General features: G+C 69.4%; 14 protein-coding genes and 2 tRNA genes. 4 read left to right on the top strand and 12 right to left on the bottom strand.

Features of this window, described 5'->3' with window-relative positions; genetic code table 11:
• Nucleotides 1-71 precede the first annotated feature (71 nt).
• The 5 genes from ACFY2Z_RS21400 to ACFY2Z_RS21380 all read right to left on the bottom strand — a co-directional run bounded on the left by ACFY2Z_RS21400 (nucleotide 72) and on the right by ACFY2Z_RS21380 (nucleotide 6,568).
• On the bottom strand, nucleotides 72-1,091 hold the full coding sequence (locus tag ACFY2Z_RS21400) for a rod shape-determining protein (protein WP_234515679.1): 1,020 nt from the start codon (nucleotides 1,089-1,091) through the stop codon (nucleotides 72-74).
• 364 nt (nucleotides 1,092-1,455) lie between these two features.
• Nucleotides 1,456-1,869, bottom strand: coding sequence for a nucleoside-diphosphate kinase (gene ndk / locus ACFY2Z_RS21395; protein WP_390745683.1), 414 nt, complete (start codon nucleotides 1,867-1,869; stop codon nucleotides 1,456-1,458).
• A gap of 97 nt (nucleotides 1,870-1,966) precedes the next feature.
• Nucleotides 1,967-2,326, bottom strand: coding sequence for a DUF4233 domain-containing protein (locus tag ACFY2Z_RS21390; RefSeq protein WP_390745682.1), 360 nt, complete (start codon nucleotides 2,324-2,326; stop codon nucleotides 1,967-1,969).
• 5 nt (nucleotides 2,327-2,331) lie between these two features.
• Nucleotides 2,332-3,840 (bottom strand): bifunctional folylpolyglutamate synthase/dihydrofolate synthase, encoded by a 1,509-nt coding sequence (locus tag ACFY2Z_RS21385; RefSeq protein WP_390745681.1) that lies wholly within the window; start codon nucleotides 3,838-3,840, stop codon nucleotides 2,332-2,334.
• A gap of 103 nt (nucleotides 3,841-3,943) precedes the next feature.
• Entirely contained in the window at nucleotides 3,944-6,568 is a 2,625-nt protein-coding gene (locus tag ACFY2Z_RS21380) for a valine--tRNA ligase (protein ID WP_390745680.1), read from the bottom strand.
• A gap of 136 nt (nucleotides 6,569-6,704) precedes the next feature.
• On the opposite strand from ACFY2Z_RS21380, the gene ACFY2Z_RS21375 reads away from it, so the two are divergent.
• Nucleotides 6,705-7,661 (top strand): hypothetical protein, encoded by a 957-nt coding sequence (locus ACFY2Z_RS21375; RefSeq protein ID WP_390745679.1) that lies wholly within the window; start codon nucleotides 6,705-6,707, stop codon nucleotides 7,659-7,661.
• A 124-nt stretch (nucleotides 7,662-7,785) separates the two neighbouring features.
• Here ACFY2Z_RS21375 and clpX read toward each other — a convergent pair whose 3' ends face one another.
• The 5 genes from clpX to ACFY2Z_RS21350 form a co-directional block, all read right to left on the bottom strand.
• Nucleotides 7,786-9,072 (bottom strand): ATP-dependent Clp protease ATP-binding subunit ClpX, encoded by a 1,287-nt coding sequence (clpX, locus tag ACFY2Z_RS21370; protein WP_150478206.1) that lies wholly within the window; start codon nucleotides 9,070-9,072, stop codon nucleotides 7,786-7,788.
• A 182-nt stretch (nucleotides 9,073-9,254) separates the two neighbouring features.
• Nucleotides 9,255-9,935 (bottom strand): ATP-dependent Clp protease proteolytic subunit, encoded by a 681-nt coding sequence (locus ACFY2Z_RS21365; RefSeq protein ID WP_311696969.1) that lies wholly within the window; start codon nucleotides 9,933-9,935, stop codon nucleotides 9,255-9,257.
• A 156-nt stretch (nucleotides 9,936-10,091) separates the two neighbouring features.
• Entirely contained in the window at nucleotides 10,092-10,703 is a 612-nt protein-coding gene (locus tag ACFY2Z_RS21360; protein WP_311697028.1) for an ATP-dependent Clp protease proteolytic subunit, read from the bottom strand.
• Nucleotides 10,704-11,093: 390 nt separating this feature from the next.
• The gene (tig, locus tag ACFY2Z_RS21355; protein WP_390745678.1) at nucleotides 11,094-12,479 is read right to left on the bottom strand and encodes a trigger factor; all 1,386 of its coding nucleotides are present in this window, start codon (nucleotides 12,477-12,479) and stop codon (nucleotides 11,094-11,096) included.
• A 202-nt stretch (nucleotides 12,480-12,681) separates the two neighbouring features.
• Nucleotides 12,682-12,758 (bottom strand) — tRNA-Pro (locus ACFY2Z_RS21350).
• A gap of 152 nt (nucleotides 12,759-12,910) precedes the next feature.
• Here ACFY2Z_RS21350 and ACFY2Z_RS21345 point away from each other — a divergent pair.
• Nucleotides 12,911-12,981: transfer RNA gene (locus ACFY2Z_RS21345), tRNA-Gly, on the top strand.
• Between the two features lie 323 nt (nucleotides 12,982-13,304).
• Here ACFY2Z_RS21345 and ACFY2Z_RS21340 read toward each other — a convergent pair.
• Entirely contained in the window at nucleotides 13,305-13,499 is a 195-nt protein-coding gene (locus ACFY2Z_RS21340) for a hypothetical protein (RefSeq protein ID WP_026178055.1), read from the bottom strand.
• 554 nt (nucleotides 13,500-14,053) lie between these two features.
• On the opposite strand from ACFY2Z_RS21340, the gene ACFY2Z_RS21335 reads away from it, so the two are divergent.
• On the top strand, nucleotides 14,054-15,223 hold the full coding sequence (locus ACFY2Z_RS21335) for an acyltransferase family protein (protein ID WP_390745677.1): 1,170 nt from the start codon (nucleotides 14,054-14,056) through the stop codon (nucleotides 15,221-15,223).
• Between the two features lie 148 nt (nucleotides 15,224-15,371).
• On the opposite strand, the gene ACFY2Z_RS21330 is transcribed toward ACFY2Z_RS21335, so the two are convergent.
• The gene (locus ACFY2Z_RS21330) at nucleotides 15,372-16,553 is read right to left on the bottom strand and encodes a PP2C family protein-serine/threonine phosphatase (protein ID WP_355912113.1); all 1,182 of its coding nucleotides are present in this window, start codon (nucleotides 16,551-16,553) and stop codon (nucleotides 15,372-15,374) included.
• Nucleotides 16,554-16,703: 150 nt separating this feature from the next.
• Here ACFY2Z_RS21330 and ACFY2Z_RS21325 point away from each other — a divergent pair, with 150 nt between their 5' ends.
• Nucleotides 16,704-17,933: a GNAT family N-acetyltransferase gene (locus ACFY2Z_RS21325; protein ID WP_390745676.1), complete on the top strand. Its 1,230-nt coding sequence runs from the start codon at nucleotides 16,704-16,706 to the stop codon at nucleotides 17,931-17,933.
• The last annotated feature ends 41 nt before the right edge of the window (nucleotides 17,934-17,974 follow it).

Below are 17,974 nucleotides of genomic sequence, written 5' to 3'. Positions count from 1 at the left end.
CTTATGCCTCTATATCAACGATCCGCCGCACGAGAGGCGATCGTCTCGTACGGCGGAGTCGGCGCGTCGCCTCATCTGCGGGGCTGGGCGTCCAGCACCTGCTGGAGCGCCTCGAACTCCTCGACGCACTTGCCCGAACCGAGCGCCACGCTGTCGAGCGGGTCCTCGGCGATGTGGATGGGCATACCGGTCTCCCGGCGCAGCCGCTCGTCGAGGCCGCGCAGCAGGGCGCCGCCGCCGGTGAGGACGATGCCGCGGTCCATGACGTCACCGGACAGCTCCGGCGGGCACTTGTCGAGGGTCGTCTTGACCGCGTCCACGATGGCGTTGACCGGTTCCTCGATGGCCTTGCGGACCTCGGCCGCGGAGATGACCACGGTCTTGGGCAGTCCGGAGACCAGGTCCCGGCCGCGGATCTCGGTGTGCTCGTCGGCGTCGAGGTCGTACGCGGAACCGATCGTGATCTTGATCTGCTCGGCCGTCCGCTCGCCGAGGAGGAGGGAGTACTCCTTCTTGACGTACTGGATGATCGCGTTGTCCAGTTCGTCGCCCGCGACGCGGATGGACTGGGCGGTGACGATGCCGCCGAGCGAGATGACCGCGACCTCCGTGGTGCCGCCGCCGATGTCCACCACCATGTTGCCCGTGGCCTCGTGGACCGGCAGGCCCGAACCGATGGCGGCCGCCATGGGCTCCTCGATGATGTGCACCTGGCGCGCGCCGGCCTGGGAGGACGCCTCGATGACCGCGCGGCGCTCAACGCCCGTGATGCCGGAGGGCACACAGACCACGACCCGCGGGCGCGCCAGATAGCGCCGCTTGTGGATCTTCAGGATGAAGTAGCGGAGCATCCGCTCGGTGATCTCGAAGTCGGCGATGACGCCGTCCTTGAGCGGACGCACGGCGACGATGTTGCCCGGGGTCCGGCCGATCATCTTCTTGGCTTCCGCACCGACGGCGAGGATGCCTCCGGTGTTGGTGTTGATCGCGACGACCGACGGCTCGTTGAGCACGATCCCGCGACCCCTGACGTACACCAGCGTGTTGGCGGTCCCGAGGTCCACAGCCATGTCACGGCCGATGAACGACATTGAGTTCCCCATCAGGATTCGTGTGGCCTTCCCAAGTTGAGCGTGTGACGGCTTTTGTTGGGGCGGCGAAGTGGGTGCTGTGACGTGAAGGCTTACATCGTAGTCTCGCCCGCACGAAACACTGCGCGAGGGTCTTCGCCATTGTCAGCAGATGACGCGTCGCCTCGCTTCTGGAGACGGGCGTTCGGGGGTAGCCGTTCCCCCGAACGGCACGCATATGCCAGGGAGCGACCGGGTTTGTTCGACCGGCTTCCGCGGCCGCCCTTGGTCATGCGTCCGAGTGACGTGAAAAGCCCTCAGGAATTGTTCACACTGCGGGATCGAAAGTTCATCATCCGGACGCCGGAGAAGCGTCCGGGGCTGCTCAGAACCGGCCCGGGAAAAAGATCTTGAGTTCCCGCTCGGCGGACTCCTCCGAGTCGGAGGCGTGCACCAGGTTCTCGCGGACGATAACACCGTAGTCGCCGCGGATGGAACCGGGCGCGGCGGCGATCGGGTCGGTCGGCCCGGCGAGCGCGCGCAGGCCCTCGATGACCCGCTCACCCTCCACGACCAGCGCGACGACCGGACCGGAGGCCATGAACTCCACCAGCGGCTCGTAGAAGGGCTTGCCCTTGTGCTCGCCGTAGTGCTGCTCCAGCGTGTCCTGGTCCAGGGTGCGCATCTCCAGCGCGCTGATGGTCCAGCCGGCCTTGCGCTCGATGCGGCTGATGATCTCGCCGATCAGCCCGCGACGGACGGCGTCGGGCTTGAGGAGGACGAGGCTGCGCGAGGTCACGAGAGGGCTCCTTCATCAAGGTGGTGCGGTGCGTAGAGGGTACAGGGCGGTTTCGGGTGACCGTCACACAGCGTCAGGTCGGCCCGGCCCCGCAACGCTACGGGGCCGCCGGGCTGCTCTCGTGGTCCTGCATGGCCGCGAAACGGGCCTTGGCCTCGTCGATCTTCTTCCCGAAGTGCACCGACGCCCACCACAGGGCCGCGAAGACGGCGCCCATGAAGAACATCGTGGGCACGAAGAACCCGGAGGCGATCAGTGCGATCTGCAGGGCCCAGCCGAGCTGGACCCCGCCCGGGCGGGTGATCAGCCCGCACAGCAGGACGCTCAGCGCCATCGCGATGCCGCTGACGGTCCAGACCGTGGTCGTGGACAGGTTCGGGTCCTTCATGGCGACCAGAGCCGCGAAGCCGATGACGAAGAACTCGCCGATCAGGGTCGAAGCACAGAGCGTACGCACGAGAGTCAGCCCTTCCCCAGGAGCAGTCGGGCCTCGCCGACTGTGATGACCGAGCCGGTGACGAGCACGCCGGCGCCCGCGTACTCCCCCTCCTCCTCGGCGAGCGTGATCGCGGCCTCCAGGGCATCGGGCAGCCGCGGCTCGACCTGGACGCGCTCCTCGCCGAAGACCTCGACGGCGATCGCGGCCAGCTCGTCGGCGTCCATCGCCCGGTGGCTGGAGTTCTGGGTGACCACGACCTCGGCGAAGACCGGCTCGAACGCCTCCAGAAGACCCCGGACGTTCTTGTCGGCGCTCGCGCCGACGACCCCGATCAGCCGGCTGAAGTCGAACGCCTCACTGACGGCCTCGGCGGTGGCGCGGGCCCCCGCCGGGTTGTGCGCGGCGTCCAGGACGACGGTCGGCGATCGGCGTACGACCTCCAGGCGGCCCGGGGAGGACACCGCCGCGAACGCCTTGCGGACGGTGTCGATGTCCAGCGGCTCGGGGCGCTGGGAGCCCACGCCGAAGAACGCCTCGACGGCGGCGAGCGCCACGGCGGCGTTGTGGGCCTGGTAGGGGCCGTGCAGCGGCAGGTACACGTTGTCGTACTCGCCGCCGAGGCCGCGCAGGGTCAGCAGCTGGCCGCCGACCGCGATCTGCCGGGCGACGACCCCGAACTCCAGGCCCTCGCGGGCCACGGTCGCGTCGACCTCGACGGCCTTCTTCAGCAGCACCTGGGCCGCGTCGACCGGCTGCTGGGCCAGGATGACGGTGGCGTCCTGCTTGATGATCCCGGCCTTCTCCTCGGCGATCTCGCCGGGTGTGCCGCCGAGCCGGTCGGTGTGGTCCAGGTCGATGGGGGTGACGACGGCGACGTCGCCGTCGATGACGTTGGTGGCGTCCCAGCTGCCGCCCATGCCCACCTCGACGACCGCGACATCGACGGGCGCGTCCGCGAACGCCGCGTACGCCATGCCCGTGAGGACCTCGAAGAAGGACAGCCGGTACTCCTGCGAGGCGTCGATCATCTCCAGGTACGGCTTGATGTCCTGGTAGGTCTCGATGAACCGCTCGGCGGACACGGGGGCGCCGTCGAGGCTGATCCGCTCGGTGATCGACTGGACGTGCGGGCTGGTGTACCGGCCGGTGCGCAGCTCGAAGGCGCCGAGAAGGGCCTCGATCATGCGGGCGGTGGAGGTCTTGCCGTTGGTGCCCGTGATGTGGATGGACGGGTACGAGCGCTGCGGCTCCCCGAGGACGTCCATCAGGGCCGAGATACGGCTGACGGACGGCTCCAGCTTGGTCTCGCCCCAGCGGGTGGCCAGCTCGGCCTCGACCTCGCGCAGGGCCTGGTCGACCTCGGGGTCGGCCGGACGCCCGGGCACGTCGGCCTGCGGCGGGCCGCCCTGGGTCCGCAGGGTTCGGCTGCCGGCCTCGATCACCGCGAGGTCGGGGTCACGGGTGGTCTCGGCCTCGACGATCTCCTCGAAGGGATCGCTCTCGTTGGGGTCGCGCGGCGGCAGGTCACTCACGAGGCCAGTCTACGGAGCGCCGGTGACAGACGCGGCCAAGGCCCCCGGACCGTAAGGTGCCGGGGGCCTCGGGGTTCACCGTCGGGCGGCGGTCAGGGCCTGCTCAGGCCGCGGGAAGCCGGTCCAGCTGGGCCTGGATCCGCGTGATGTCCTCCTGCGCCTTGGCGAGTCGGGTGCGGATCTTGTCGACCACCTGGTCCGGCGCCTTGGCGAGGAAGGCCTCGTTGCCGAGCTTGGCCTCGGCCTGCTGCCGCTCCTTCTCCGCCGCGGCCAGGTCCTTCGCGAGCCGCTTGCGCTCGGCCGCCACGTCGATCGTGCCGGACAGGTCCAGCGCGACCGTGGCGCCCGCGACCGGCAGGGTCGCCGTGGCCGTGAAGTCCTCGCCCTCCGGCTGCAGCCGCAGCAGCTGGCGGATGGCGGCCTCGTGCGGGGCGAGCGCCGTGCCGTCGAGGGTCAGCCGGGCCGGGACGCGCTGGCCGGGCTGCAGGCCCTGGTCGGCGCGGAAGCGGCGGACCTCGGTGATGACCGACTGGAGGGTCTCGATCTCCCGCTCGGCGGCCGCGTCCCGGAAGCGGCTGTCCTTGGGCCACTCGGCGATGACGACCGACTCGCCGCCGGTGAGGGTGGTCCACAGCGTCTCGGTGACGAACGGGACGACCGGGTGCAGCAGCTTCAGGGTGACATCGAGGACCTCGCCGAGGACGCGCTTGCTGACCTCGGCCGGCTCGCCGCCCGCCTGGAACGTCGTCTTGGACAGCTCGACGTACCAGTCGAAGACCTCGTCCCACGCGAAGTGGAAGAGGGCGTCGGACAGCTTGGCGAACTGGAAGTCGTCGTAGAGCGCGTCGACCTCGGCGACCACGGAGTTCAGCCGGGACAGGATCCAGCGGTCCGTGGCCGACATGCGCGCGGCCTCCGGCAGCGGGCCCTGGACCGTCGCGCCGTTCATCAGCGCGAACCGGGTGGCGTTCCAGATCTTGTTGGCGAAGTTGCGGGAGCCCTGGACCCAGTCCTCGCCGATCGGGACGTCGACACCGGGGTTGGCGCCGCGCGCGAGCGTGAAGCGCAGCGCGTCGGAGCCGTACTTGTCCATCCAGTCCAGCGGGTTGACCGCGTTGCCGAAGGACTTCGACATCTTCTTGCCGAACTGGTCGCGGACCATGCCGTGCAGGGCGATGGTGTGGAACGGCGGGGTGCCGTCCATCGCGTACAGGCCGAACATCATCATCCGGGCGACCCAGAAGAAGAGGATGTCGTAGCCGGTGACCAGGACGGAGTTCGGGTAGAACTTGGCGAGGCTCTCGGTCTGCTCGGGCCAGCCCAACGTGGAGAACGGCCACAGGCCGGAGGAGAACCAGGTGTCGAGGACGTCGGTGTCCTGGTGCCAGCCCTCGCCGCTCGGCGGCTCCTCGTTCGGTCCGACGCAGACGACCTCGCCGTTCGGCCCGTACCAGACCGGGATGCGGTGGCCCCACCACAACTGCCGCGAGATGCACCAGTCGTGGAGGTTGTCGACCCAGTCGAAGTACCGCTTCTCCATCTCCTGGGGGTGGATCTTGACCTTGCCCTCGCGGACCGCGTCACCGGCGGCCTTCGCGAGCGGGCCGACCTTGACCCACCACTGCATGGACAGGCGCGGCTCGATCGTGGTCTTGCAGCGCGAGCAGTGGCCGACCGAGTGGACGTAGGGCCGCTTCTCCGCGACGATCCGGCCCTCGGCGCGCAGGGCGGCGACGATGGCGGAGCGGGCCTCGAAGCGGTCCAGGCCCTGGAAGGGGCCGTGGACGGTGATGACGGCGTGCTCGTCCATCACGGTGATGGCGGGCAGGTCGTGGCGCTGGCCGATCTCGAAGTCGTTCGGGTCGTGGGCCGGGGTGACCTTGACGGCGCCCGTGCCGAACTCGGGGTCGACGTGCTCGTCCGCCACGACGGGGATGGAGCGGTCGGTCAGCGGCAGCCTGATGAGCTTGCCGACCAGGTGCTTGTAGCGCTCGTCCTCGGGGTGGACCGCGACGGCGGTGTCACCGAGCATGGTCTCGGCACGGGTCGTGGCGACGACGATGGTGTCGTCCCCCTCGCCGTACTTCATGGAGACCAGCTCGCCGTCGTCGTCCTGGTACTCGACCTCGATGTCCGAGATCGCGGTCAGACAGCGCGGGCACCAGTTGATGATGCGCTCGGCGCGGTAGATCAGCTCGTCGTCGTAGAGCCGCTTGAAGATGGTCTGGACGGCCTGGGAGAGACCCTCGTCCATGGTGAAGCGCTCACGGGACCAGGCGACGCCGTCGCCGAGGCGCCGCATCTGCCCGGAGATCTGTCCGCCGGACTCGGCCTTCCACTGCCAGACGCGCTCGACGAAGGCCTCGCGGCCGAGGTCGTGGCGTGACTTGCCCTCCTTGCCGAGCTCCCGCTCCACGACGTTCTGCGTGGCGATGCCGGCGTGGTCCATGCCGGGCTGCCACAGCGTCTCGTGGCCCTGCATCCGCTTGCGGCGGGTCAGGGCGTCGATGAGGGTGTGCTCGAACGCGTGCCCGAGATGCAGGCTGCCGGTGACGTTCGGCGGCGGGATGACGACGGTGTAGGGCGGCTTGTCGCTCTTCTCGTCCGCCTCGAAGTAACCGCGCTCTACCCAGCGTTCGTACAGCGGCCCCTCCACATCGGCCGGCGCGTACTGGGTCGGCAGTTCGGTGGCGGGCGCTGAGGGCTGCTGCTGAGCGTTGTCGGTCACGCAGTCAGTTTAGAGGTGTCACGGCCCCGTCCCGAAACGCGATTCTTCGGTAACGGTGAGCCCTCAGCCCCGTCGGCCCCCTCCGCTTGCGTCAGGATGTCGGATACGCATAAGCATCTGGAGGGGAACCCAGACGATGAGCAGCAACCAGCCGGGCCCGTACGGCGGACCGCCCCAGCAGCCCGGACCGTACGGTCAGCCGGGCCCCTACGGCCAGGCACCACAGCCCGGCTACGGCTATCCCCAGCAGGCCCCGGCGGGTGTCCCGCCCCAGCAGAACCCGTACGCCCAGCAGCCACCCGCGCCCCAGCCCTACGGCCGGCCTCCGGCGCAGCCCTACGGCCAGCCGCCCTACGGGCAGCAGCCCCCGTACGGCCAGCAGCCCTACGGCGTACCTCAGCCGCCGGCGCCGGGCGGCGGGAGGAAGCGGACGGTGCTGATCGTCGCGGCGGTGGCGGTCGTGGCCGCGATCGCGGTGGGCGCGTATCTGGTGCTCGGCGGCAGCAGCGGCGGTGCGGTGGCCGACGACGGCCCGCACAAGCTGACGGCGCCGGCGGCGGTCATCGGCGGCACGTACAAGAAGGCGCAGAGCAGCGACGCCTCGGACGCCATGAGCGACAACGACCTCGCGGAGTTCGAGAAGTGGGGGGTGAAGAACCCCAAGGACGTCAGCGCCGGATACGAGAAGGGCACGGGCCTCTCGGTCAAGAACCTCACCTTCGGCGGCGTCTACGGCACCATCGACGACCCCGAGGCCGTCGTTGACGCCATGTTCACCAAGATCAAGACGCAGGCCCAGAAGGACAAGAAGGGCAAGGGCAAGCTGCTCGGCAGCCCGGAGGTGGTGCACCCGTCCGGGTTCTCCGACGCCATCATGAAGTGCCAGGTGGCCCAGTTCGAGAACGACGGGGCGTCGGGCACCGGTACCGCGAAGAGCTTCACCATGCCCATCTGCATCTGGGGCGACCACAGCACCGTGGTCGACGTCACGGCGTTCAGCCTCGCCTCCCTGGCCGCCGGCGACGGGGGCAGTGTCGAGGAGACGGCGGGCCTCGCCGCCAAGCTCCGCGACGACGTACGGGTGAAGGCCTGACGCGTCACCGAGGACACGACGACGGACGCGTCGTCGCCGAGGACACGACGAGGCGACCGCGACGCGAAGGGGCCCCGGCCGATCCGGCCGGGGCCCCTTCGCTGTCCGGCGATCCGGACGGTGCTTACGCCGTCTTCTGCTCCCCCGGCCCCCGGCCGCGGGCGTCCCGCGGGATCAGGGTCGGGTTCACGTTCGACAGGACCACGTCGGCGGTGATGACCACGCGGGCCACGTCCTTGCGGGACGGCACCTCGTACATCACCGCCTGGAGGACCTCCTCCATGATGGCGCGCAGACCGCGGGCGCCCGTCTGGCGGAGGATGGCCTGGTCCGCGATGGCCTCCAGGGCCTCCCGCTCGAAGTCCAGCTCCACACCGTCGAGTTCGAACAGCCGCTGGTACTGCTTGACCAGGGCGTTGCGCGGCTCCACCAGGATCTGCAGGAGGGCCTTGCGGTCGAGGTTGTGGACGCTCGTGATGACCGGGAGACGGCCGATGAACTCCGGGATCATCCCGAACTTCACCAGGTCCTCGGGCATGACGTCCTCGAACTGGTCCTTGGACTCCAGCTCGCGCTTGGAGCGGATCGTCGCGCCGAAGCCGATGCCCTTCGCGCCGGCCCGGGACTCGATGATCTTCTCCAGGCCCGCGAACGCGCCACCCACGATGAACAGCACGTTCGTCGTGTCGATCTGGATGAACTCCTGGTGCGGGTGCTTGCGGCCGCCCTGCGGGGGAACCGAGGCCGTCGTGCCCTCCAGGATCTTCAACAGGGCCTGCTGGACGCCCTCGCCGGAGACGTCGCGCGTGATCGAGGGGTTCTCGCTCTTGCGGGCCACCTTGTCGATCTCGTCGATGTAGATGATGCCCGTCTCGGCCTTCTTGACGTCGTAGTCGGCGGCCTGGATGAGCTTCAGGAGGATGTTCTCGACGTCCTCGCCGACATAGCCCGCCTCCGTGAGCGCCGTCGCGTCGGCGATGGCGAACGGCACGTTCAGCATGCGGGCCAGGGTCTGGGCGAGCAGCGTCTTGCCGGAGCCCGTGGGGCCCAGCAGCAGGATGTTCGACTTCGCCAACTCGATGGCGTCGTCGCGGCCTTGGGCCCCGCCGTTCTCACCGGCCTGAACCCGCTTGTAGTGGTTGTACACCGCGACGGACAGGGCCTTCTTGGCCGCCTCCTGGCCGACCACGTACCCCTCGAGGAACTCGTAGATCTCGCGGGGCTTGGGGAGTTCCTCCCAGCGCACCTCGCTCGTCTCGGCGAGCTCTTCCTCGATGATCTCGTTGCAGAGATCGATGCACTCGTCGCAGATGTACACACCGGGGCCTGCGATGAGCTTCTTGACCTGCTTCTGGCTCTTGCCGCAGAACGAGCACTTGAGCAGATCGCCGCCGTCACCGATGCGTGCCACGGTGTGCTTCCCCTTCGCCTGGGAGACGCCTTGGGTCCAGCGGCTCCTGGTGCTGCCTTATGTCCGACGGTACCTTGCCGGGCCCCCCGTTCGGGCCCCCCTTGGCACGGTTCACTTTGACGTGCACCGTTTCAAACCGTGCCAAGGGGCTGCAGAAGACACGGGCCCGGTGGCGATACGCCTCAGCGGACCGAGGTGTTGTTCATCTTCCGGGTGGAGATGATCTGGTCGATCAGGCCGTACGACAGGGCGTCCTCGGCCGTGAGGATCTTGTCGCGCTCGATGTCCTCGCGGATCTTCTCGATCGGCGTGTTCGAGTGCTTCGCCAGCATCTCCTCCAGCTGCGAGCGCATCCGGAGGATCTCGTTGGCGGCGATCTCCAGGTCGGAGACCTGGCCGCGGCCGGTCTCACTGTAGGGCTGGTGGATCAGCACACGGGCGTTCGGGAGCGCCATGCGCTTGCCCGGGGTGCCCGCGGCCAGCAGCACCGCGGCGGCGGAGGCGGCCTGGCCCATGCAGACCGTCTGGATGTCCGGCTTCACGAACTGCATCGTGTCGTAGATGGCCGTGAGCGCGGTGAAGGAACCGCCGGGGCTGTTGATGTAGACCGAGATGTCCCGGTCGGGGTCCATCGACTCCAGGCACAGCAGCTGCGCCATGACGTCGTTGGCCGAGGCGTCGTCGATCTGGACGCCCAGGAAGATCACGCGCTCCTCGAAGAGCTTCGCGTACGGGTCGTACTCGCGGATGCCCTGCGAGGTGCGCTCCACGAAGCGCGGGATGACGTAGCGGGACTCGGCCACGGGGGCGGTGTACTCGGCGCGCACGCGGTCGTAGAGGCCGCTGCCGGGGAAGTCGTTCACGATGTCTCCTGAGAAGGGCTGAGGCGGTGGCTGGGGGCTGAGGGGCGCTGGGGGCCGTACGGGGCCCGGTAGGGCCGTCACGGGCCTACCGGGCGGCAGGGGACCCCGGGCTGCCCACGGGGGTCTCTGCCGGCCCTTACGAGGCCCGGTGAGCCCTTACGAGCCCGCCCCGGTGCCTCCGCCGCCCGGCATGCCGGCAGCGGTGGTGATGACCTCGTCGATCAGGCCGTACTCCTTGGCCTCCTCCGCGTCGAACCAGCGGTCGCGGTCCGAGTCGCGGGTGATCTGCTCGACCGACTGGCCGGTGTGGAAGGAGGTCAGCTCGGCCATGCGCTTCTTGGTGTGCAGCAGCCGCTCGGCGTGGATCTTGATGTCCGACGCGGAGCCGGCGAGGCCGGCCGAGGGCTGGTGGATCAGGATCTCGGCGTTGGGCAGGGCGAAGCGCTTGCCCGGGGTGCCCGCGCTGAGCAGGAACTGGCCCATGGAGGCCGCCATGCCCATGGCGATCGTCACCACGTCGTTCTTGATGTACTGCATGGTGTCGTAGATCGCCATGCCCGCCGTGATGGAACCACCAGGGCTGTTGATGTACAGGTAAATGTCCTTCTCCGGGTCGGCGGCGAGGAGCAGCAGCTGCGCCGTGATCCGGTTGGCGATGTCGTCGTCGACCGGCTGGCCGAGGAAGATGATCCGCTCGTTGAGCAGCCGGCTGTAGACCTGGTCACCGAGGCCACCACCGATGGAAGGCTCGCCGGCGGCGGAGGGCATCAGATTCGTCACGTATCCACCTGCTCGTCTTACGACGGCGCGGAGCCGTCTCACGTGTTCTGCTGGGGCGTGGGACCCCGCGCGTCCCCCTGCGGGGCGGCTTCGGGGACTCCCCTGCCCTCGTATTCATGGACCCTAACGCGCAGGCAGTCGGGTGCCATCCCGCTTCCGCGGGTGTTCGCTGTCAGCGCATGGAGGTTGGCTGTGCGGTGACCGGTGGCCGACGGCCGTAACGAACCGCGCCCCGGACCCCTGTGAGATCACGGTAGCCCCGACGGCCTCGGGCCGCCTCACGGCGGCCTACGGCGACGGGCCCCGGGACGCGTGGTGCGTCCCGAGGCCCGTCGGCGGCCGGTGGTCCCAAGGAGTGGGCCCGGTGGTCCAGGAGGGTTACGCCTCCGGCTTCTCCTCGGCGGCCTCGACGGTCTCGGCGGCCTCCGTGGAGCCCTCCGCCTCGTCCTCGTCCTCGTCGTCCAGGTCGACGATCTCGCCGTTGCTGTCCTTCACCGTGGCTGCCTCGACGACGACCGCCAGGGCCTTGCCGCGGGCGACCTCGCCGACCAGCATCGGAACCTGGCCGCCCTCGACGACCGCCTGGGCGAACTGGTCGGGGGACATGCCGGAGGAGGCCGCACGCCGCATGAGGTGCTCGGTCAGCTCCTCCTGGTTGACGTTGAGCTTCTCCTTGTTGACGAGCTCGTCGAGCACGAACTGCGTCTTGATGCCCTTGATCGCGGCCTCGCGCGTCTCGGTCTCGAACTCCTCGGCCGTCTTGCCCTGGATCTCCAGGTAGCGCTCGAGGTTCAGACCCATCTGGGCGAGCTGGTGGTGCTCGAGGTTGTGCTTACGGGTGTTGATCTCGTCCTCGAGGAGCTTCTCGGGGATCGGGACCTCGACCAGCTCCAGCAGCTTGTCCAGGACACGCTCCTGGGCCTGGGTGGCCTGGTCGTACTGCTTCATGTTGGCGAGGCGCTTGCGGCTGTCCGCCTTCAGCTCCTCCAGCGTGTCGAACTCGGAGGCGAGCTGCGCGAACTCGTCGTCCAGCTCCGGCAGTTCGCGGGCGGCGACCTGGGTGACCTTGACCGTCACCTCGGCCTCCTTGCCGGCCGCCGAGCCGCCCTTCAGCTCCGAGGCGAAGGTGCCCGACTCGCCGGCCGAGAGGCCCTTCACGGCGTCGTCGATGCCGTCCAGCAGCTCACCGGAGCCGATCGTGTAGGACACGTCGCTGGCGACGCCGTCCTCGAGGACCTCGCCGTCGACCTTGGCCTCCAGGTCGATGGTGACGACGTCGCCGTCCTCGGCGGCGCGCTCGACCGGGGTCGTCGACGCGAAGCGCTCACGCAGCTGCTCGACCGACTTCTCGATGTCCTCGTCGGTCACGTCGACCGCGTCGACCTCGACCTCGATGCCGGAGTAGTCCGGCACCTCGATGGCGGGGCGGACGTCGACCTCGGCGGTGAAGGACAGCACCTCGTTGTCCTTCAGCTCCTTGATGTCGACCTCGGGCTGGCCCAGCGGGTTCAGCTCGGCCTCGTTGACCGCCTCGGTGTAGAACTTCGGGAGCGCGTCGTTGACGGCCTCCTCGAGCACGGCGCCACGGCCGAACCGCTGGTCGATGACCCGGGCCGGGATCTTGCCCTTGCGGAAGCCCTTAACCGTGACCTGCTGGTTGATCTTCTTGTACGCCGCGTCGAGGCTGTCCTTGAGCTCCTCGAAGGGCACCTCAACAGTGAGCCGAACCCGGGTCGGGTTCAGGGTCTCCACGGCGCTCTTCACGGTTCGGTCTCCTTGTGGCTGACTTCTTGGGGTTCTGCCGAGATGCTGCGCCCGGACGGGCGCGACTTCGGCGGATCAGCGGGCCGCTGCCTGAGAGACGTGGCAGTGCAGACACACGGGCGCGCAGCTTGCATAGTAACCGCAGCCACGGGGCGCCCCAAAAGGCGATCATGCGAGGCGGGGCCGGACGGCGCCTGCCGGATGGTCGGGGTGGCGGGATTTGAACCCACGGCCTTCCGCTCCCAAAGCGGACGCGCTACCAAGCTGCGCCACACCCCGTCATGGTGCGACACGTAGGGTACATGCCCGAACAGGCCACGTCGGCCGCTTTGCCGACCGGCGGCGGCACGGACCAACGCGTTGGCCTACGAGGCGGGCGACCCGCTACGATGCCTCCTGTGCCGCGGTCAATGACCTGCGGCGCGTCCGTTGCGGGCGTAGCTCAATGGTAGAGCCCTAGTCTTCCAAACTAGCTACGCGGGTTCGATTCCCGTCGCCCGCTCTGTACGGCTCAGGGCCGGGTCAGAGGATTGATCCTCCGACCCGGCCTTGATCGTTTCCAGGGCCCCTCCCGGCCGGGGCAGCCCCGCGCCCGGCAGCCAGGACCCACTGATCCGCGCACGGGAGCTCGCCGGGCTCGCCTCGGCGGTCCCGTGACGACGCCATGTGACGCCGGGCGACCGTGTGACGCAGGGTGACAGGCCTGGATCCGGGGACACGAGGAGGCACCCTCGACGGCCGCACCGGAGCCGACCGCGACCCGCGAGCCGGCGGCCCGGTGGGAGCCGCACGCGCCGTGTCCGGTCAGAAGCCGATCAGCGGTCGTCAGAAGCTGATCGAGTTGATGGTCTCCGCTATCGAGTTCAGGAAGCGGTTTATCGACGGGGCCATGCCGGTCGAGGCGAGGAAGAAGCCGAACAGGATCGCCACGATCGCCGGACCGGCCTTGATCGAGCCCCCTCGGATCAACACCACCAGGATGATCGCCAACAGCAGCACCACTGACAGCGAAATGGCCACAACTGATCACACCCTCGGTCGGTCCGCTCTCCCGGCCCGGGGGCGCCAAGCCCTCGCACCCCCGCCAGAACCATCGTGCCACCAACAGGCCCGCCCTATGCGGCCCGTGAGGCATCGTCGGCCCCCTCAGCCGCGCGGACCGCGCGAGCGCATCGCCGGCCGACCGTTAACTCGCGGTGTTCGCACAGCAATTCGGGGAATGCCCGACAGAAATTACCTCCGGTCGTTTCCATGCCCACACATCGCGTTCGCAGGAAATTCGAATAGCCCTCTCACGTCGCCCTCATGTCCCGTTCACGGCCCTCATCTTCAGACATTCCGCCAGAGTCACCCGCGAGCGATATGCCCTATTTAGTAGGGATGAATGCGGACACAACGCCCGTTGGCTGTAGGTAAATCCGCGGAGCTCCGAGCGTTTCCCGAGTGATCGACGATGTGTGACAGAACATGCCGCCGCAATGCCGACTCCCCCAAATCCCGGGGCTCGAAGGGGATAACCACTATTCGTATCAAGGGTTTTACGAGAGCCCGCGGACAACGCTAGGGTGCCTCAGATGTTTCACGTCGCCTCGTCCTCCCCAAGAGCAACAGGCCCATCGTCGGCACCGCCCGCACGCGCGCCCCTCCCCCCGGTGCGGTCACCCGCGGACGGGGTCCCGAGTCCGCGTTCCGCCGAGCCCTCGGGGCCGCCCGCGAGGCAGCGTGACGCCTTCTTCGACAACGCCAAGTACCTGGCGATCGTGCTGGTGGCCATGGGCCACTCCTGGGAGCCGCTGAAGGGCGACAGCCGCGCCCTGCAGGCGGCGTACATGTGCGTCTACGCCTTCCACATGCCGGCCTTCATCGTCATCTCCGGCTACTTCTCGCGCAGTTTCGACATGCGTCCCGACCGGCTGAAGCGGCTGGTGACGGGGGTCCTGGTGCCGTACGTCGTGTTCGAGACGGCGTACGTCCTCTTCAAGCGCACCGTCGGCGGGGACCCCGGCCTGCCGATCAGCCTGCTGGACCCCTGGTATCTGACCTGGTTCCTGGCCGCGCTCTTCATCTGGCGGACGACCACCCCGCTGTGGAAGCTGGTCCGCCACCCGGTCCCGCTGGCCGTCGTGATCGCCATGCTGGCGTCCGTCTCCCCCGACATCGGCGACGACCTCGACCTCCAGCGGGTGCTGCAGTTCCTGCCGTTCTTCGTCATCGGCCTGTCCATGAAGCAGGAGCACTTCCAGCTCGTACGGCGCCGCGTCGTGCGGATCCTGGCGGTGCCGGTGTTCGCCGGTGCGCTCGCCGTCGCGTGGTGGTCGGTGCCGCGGATGAACCCCGGCTGGTTCTATCACCGCGACAGCGCACAGGAGTTGGGCGCGCCCTGGTGGTGCGGCCCGCTGATGGTGCTCGCGCTGCTGGGCTGCTCGCTCCTTCTCACCGCCTGCTTCTTCGCCTGGGTGCCGCGCCGGACGATGTGGTTCACGACGCTGGGCGCGGGCACGCTGTCCGGCTATCTGCTGCACGGCTTCTTCGTGAAGGGCGCCGACTACCAGGGGTGGTACGACGCGGCCTGGCTGCACCGGCCCCTGGGCGAGGTGGCCGTGACGCTGCTCGCGGGCACGGTGGTGACGCTGCTGTGCACCTCCCCGGTGCGCCGGGTGTTCCGGTTCGCGATGGAGCCACGGATGGACTGGGCGTTCAGGAGGGACGCGGCCGCGCCGGCCCGTGAACGGGCGAGGGCCTGAGCGCAGGGCCCGCCGCCCCGGCATCGTACGACGCACCCCCGCACCGCCTCCGGCCGTTTCCGGACCGAGGACGGGACCGCCTCCGCGCCAGGGACACGGGCGCGGAGGCGGTGCCGCCGCGTTCAGCGGGTCAGCAGGGTCAGTGGATTCAGCGGATCACTGCCTGGGTCGTCGGACCCTCCCGGCAGATCAGCAGCAGCGCCCGGTCGTCGTTGACGTCCTTCGCCACCGCCTCGATCAGATGCCAGGCGGCCCCGCGGAAGCCGTTCGCCACATAGCGGTCGGCCTCGCCCATGAGGCGGTCCATACCCTCGACGATGTCGCGGTCGGCCGTCTCCACCAGGCCGTCCGTGAACAGCATCAGCACATCGCCGGGGCGCAGCGTGCCCTTCACGGAGTCGAACTGGGCGCCGTCGTAGACCCCGAGGAGCGGGCCGTCCGCCGCCTTCTCCTCCCAGCGGCCGCTGCCCGCGCTGAGCTGGAGGCCCGGCGGATGGCCGGCCGAGTACAGCTCGTAGTCGCCCGACTCCAGTTCCAGGACCAGATGGATGGAGGTCGCGAAGCCCTCGTCCCAGTCCTGGCGGAGGAGATAGCCGTTGGCGGCGGGCAGGAAGGCATGCGGCGGGAGCGAGCCCAGCAGTCCGCCGAACGCCCCGGACAGCAGCAGGGCGCGCGAGCCGGCGTCCATGCCCTTGCCCGAGACATCGGTCAGGACGACCTCCAGGGTGCGGCCCCCGTTGGTGCGGGCCGCGACCACGAAGTCGCCCGAGAACGACTGCCCACCCGCGGGCCGGAGCGCCATCTCGCGGTGCCAGCCGAGCGGCAGCTTCGGCAGCTTGCTCTGGACCCGGATGCGCTCGCGCAGGTCGAAGAGCATGGTGCCGCCGCGCCGCCAGGGCACGCCGACCCGGCTGCGGAACTGCGCGATCAGCAGCCCGAAGAACCCGCAGGCCGCGACCACGAGCACGATCCCGGGGGTGACCCGGGACGGGCCCTCGGTGTACGGCCCGAGCTTGACCGACTCGACGATCAGCGCGGTGGCCGCCGCGGCGTACAGGCCGAGCAGGCTGGAGGGGCGCAGCAGCAGACCGCCGGCCACGATCGGCAGGACGAGGACGGCCGGGGAGCACCACACGGGATCGACCAGGGTGGTGGCCGCGATGAGGGGAACCATCAGCAGCAGACCGGCCAGCGCCACCCAGTCCGAGCCGTCCCCGCGGAAGTAGTCCACAGCGGATCTGCGCACGCCGGTGCGGGCCCGGTGCCACTGCTTCTTCAACCGGGCCGTGAACGTCTCGGCCTCTCCGCGCCGCTCTCGTCCTGCTGCCATTGCTTCGGGACCCTATCCATCGGACCAGGTGCTTGGCACGGGAGGTCCCACTTGTCCCCCGTCCGAGCGCTCAACTTCACAGGAACCAGGCCCCCGTGACCGGGGCGAAATCCACTCGCTCGTCCCGCATTGCCCTGGTAGGCATGGTCTGTGACGACGGACGTGCGGGTGTTGCGGCAGAACGAGTGGGACGACTGGTACGGCAATCTCTTCCGGGCCTTCGCCGGGACGGAGGTGTCAGCCGAAGAGCGGGCACTCTCAAAGGAACTCTCTGATTTCGGACGTTCCTTGGGCGCATGGGACGAGAAGGTGTGCGTGGGCACGGCGGGGGCGTATCGATTCCGCCTCACGGTCCCCGGCGGCGCCTCGGTCCCGACGGCGGGCATCACGATGGTGAGCGTCGCGGCGACGCACCGCCGACGCGGGGTGCTGACGGCGATGATGCGCCGGCAGCTGGACGACATCCGTGACTGGGGCGAGCCGCTCGCGGTGCTGACCGCGTCGGAGCCGGCGATCTACGGCAGGTTCGGGTACGGCGTCGGGACCTTGCAGCTCCGCGCGGAGATCGACACGAGTCGGGTGCAACTGTCCGTTCCGCCCGGTACGGATGACGTACGACTGCGGTACGCGGCGCCCGCCGACGCCCTCGACGCGTGCGAGGCGGTGTACGCAGGACTGGTGCCCGGCCGCCCGGGCATGCTGGCGCGGCAGCCCGGCTGGGAGCGGGTGGCGCTGCTCGACCCGCCGGGCGAGCGGGACGGCGCGTCGGCGCTGCAGTGTGTGGTCGCCGAGCGGGACGGCGAGACCACGGGCTACGCGCGCTTCCGCACCCGGCTCGGCTGGGGGGCCACCGGGCACAACGGCACGGTCACGCTGTCGGATCTGGCCGCGCTCGATCCGGCGACGGGCGCGGCGCTGTGGCGTTTCCTGTTCGGCATCGATCTGACGACCACGCTGGCGGTGCGCGGCCGCCCGGTGGACGAGGCCTGGCAGCATCTGGTGTCCGACATCCGGCGGTGCACGCCGCAGCTGCGGGACGGGCTCTATGTACGGCTCGCCGACGTCGGGGCCGCGCTTCAGGCGCGGACGTATCAGGCGCCGGTGGACGTGGTGTTCGAGGTGGCGGACGCCTTCTGCCCGTGGAACGAGGGGCGTTGGCGGCTCGTCGGGGACGCGAACGGCGCGTCCTGTGCGCGGACGAGGGACGCCGCCGATCTCGCGCTGTCGGTGCGGGAGCTGGGGTCGGCGTATCTGGGCGGGGTGTCGCTCACGGCGCTGGCGGCGGCCGGACGGGTGCGGGAGCTGCGGCCGGGGGCGCTGGCGGAGGCGTCGCTCGCGTTCGGCTCCCCGGTGGCGCCCTGGCTGCCGCACGGCTTCTGACCGGAGCCACGACCTGCCGCACGCGGTGCGCGCGGCGCTGG

The organism is Streptomyces sp. NPDC001222 (assembly GCF_042896945.1).
Taxonomy (GTDB): domain Bacteria; phylum Actinomycetota; class Actinomycetes; order Streptomycetales; family Streptomycetaceae; genus Streptomyces; species Streptomyces gibsoniae.
The sequence above is the reverse complement of the archived record's forward strand: the minus strand, read 5'-3'. Positions and strand labels throughout refer to the sequence as shown.

Excerpts from the sequence above, each read along its gene's own strand:
- ACFY2Z_RS21400 (WP_234515679.1), bottom strand. The coding sequence starts at position 1,091 with ATGTCGTTCATCGGCCGTGACATGGCTGTGGACCTCGGGACCGCCAAC.
- ACFY2Z_RS21375 (WP_390745679.1), top strand. The coding sequence starts at position 6,705 with ATGAGCAGCAACCAGCCGGGCCCGTACGGCGGACCGCCCCAGCAGCCC.
- ACFY2Z_RS21360 (WP_311697028.1), bottom strand. The coding sequence starts at position 10,703 with ATGCCCTCCGCCGCCGGCGAGCCTTCCATCGGTGGTGGCCTCGGTGAC.
- ACFY2Z_RS21335 (WP_390745677.1), top strand. The coding sequence starts at position 14,054 with ATGTTTCACGTCGCCTCGTCCTCCCCAAGAGCAACAGGCCCATCGTCG.
- ACFY2Z_RS21330 (WP_355912113.1), bottom strand. The coding sequence starts at position 16,553 with ATGGCAGCAGGACGAGAGCGGCGCGGAGAGGCCGAGACGTTCACGGCC.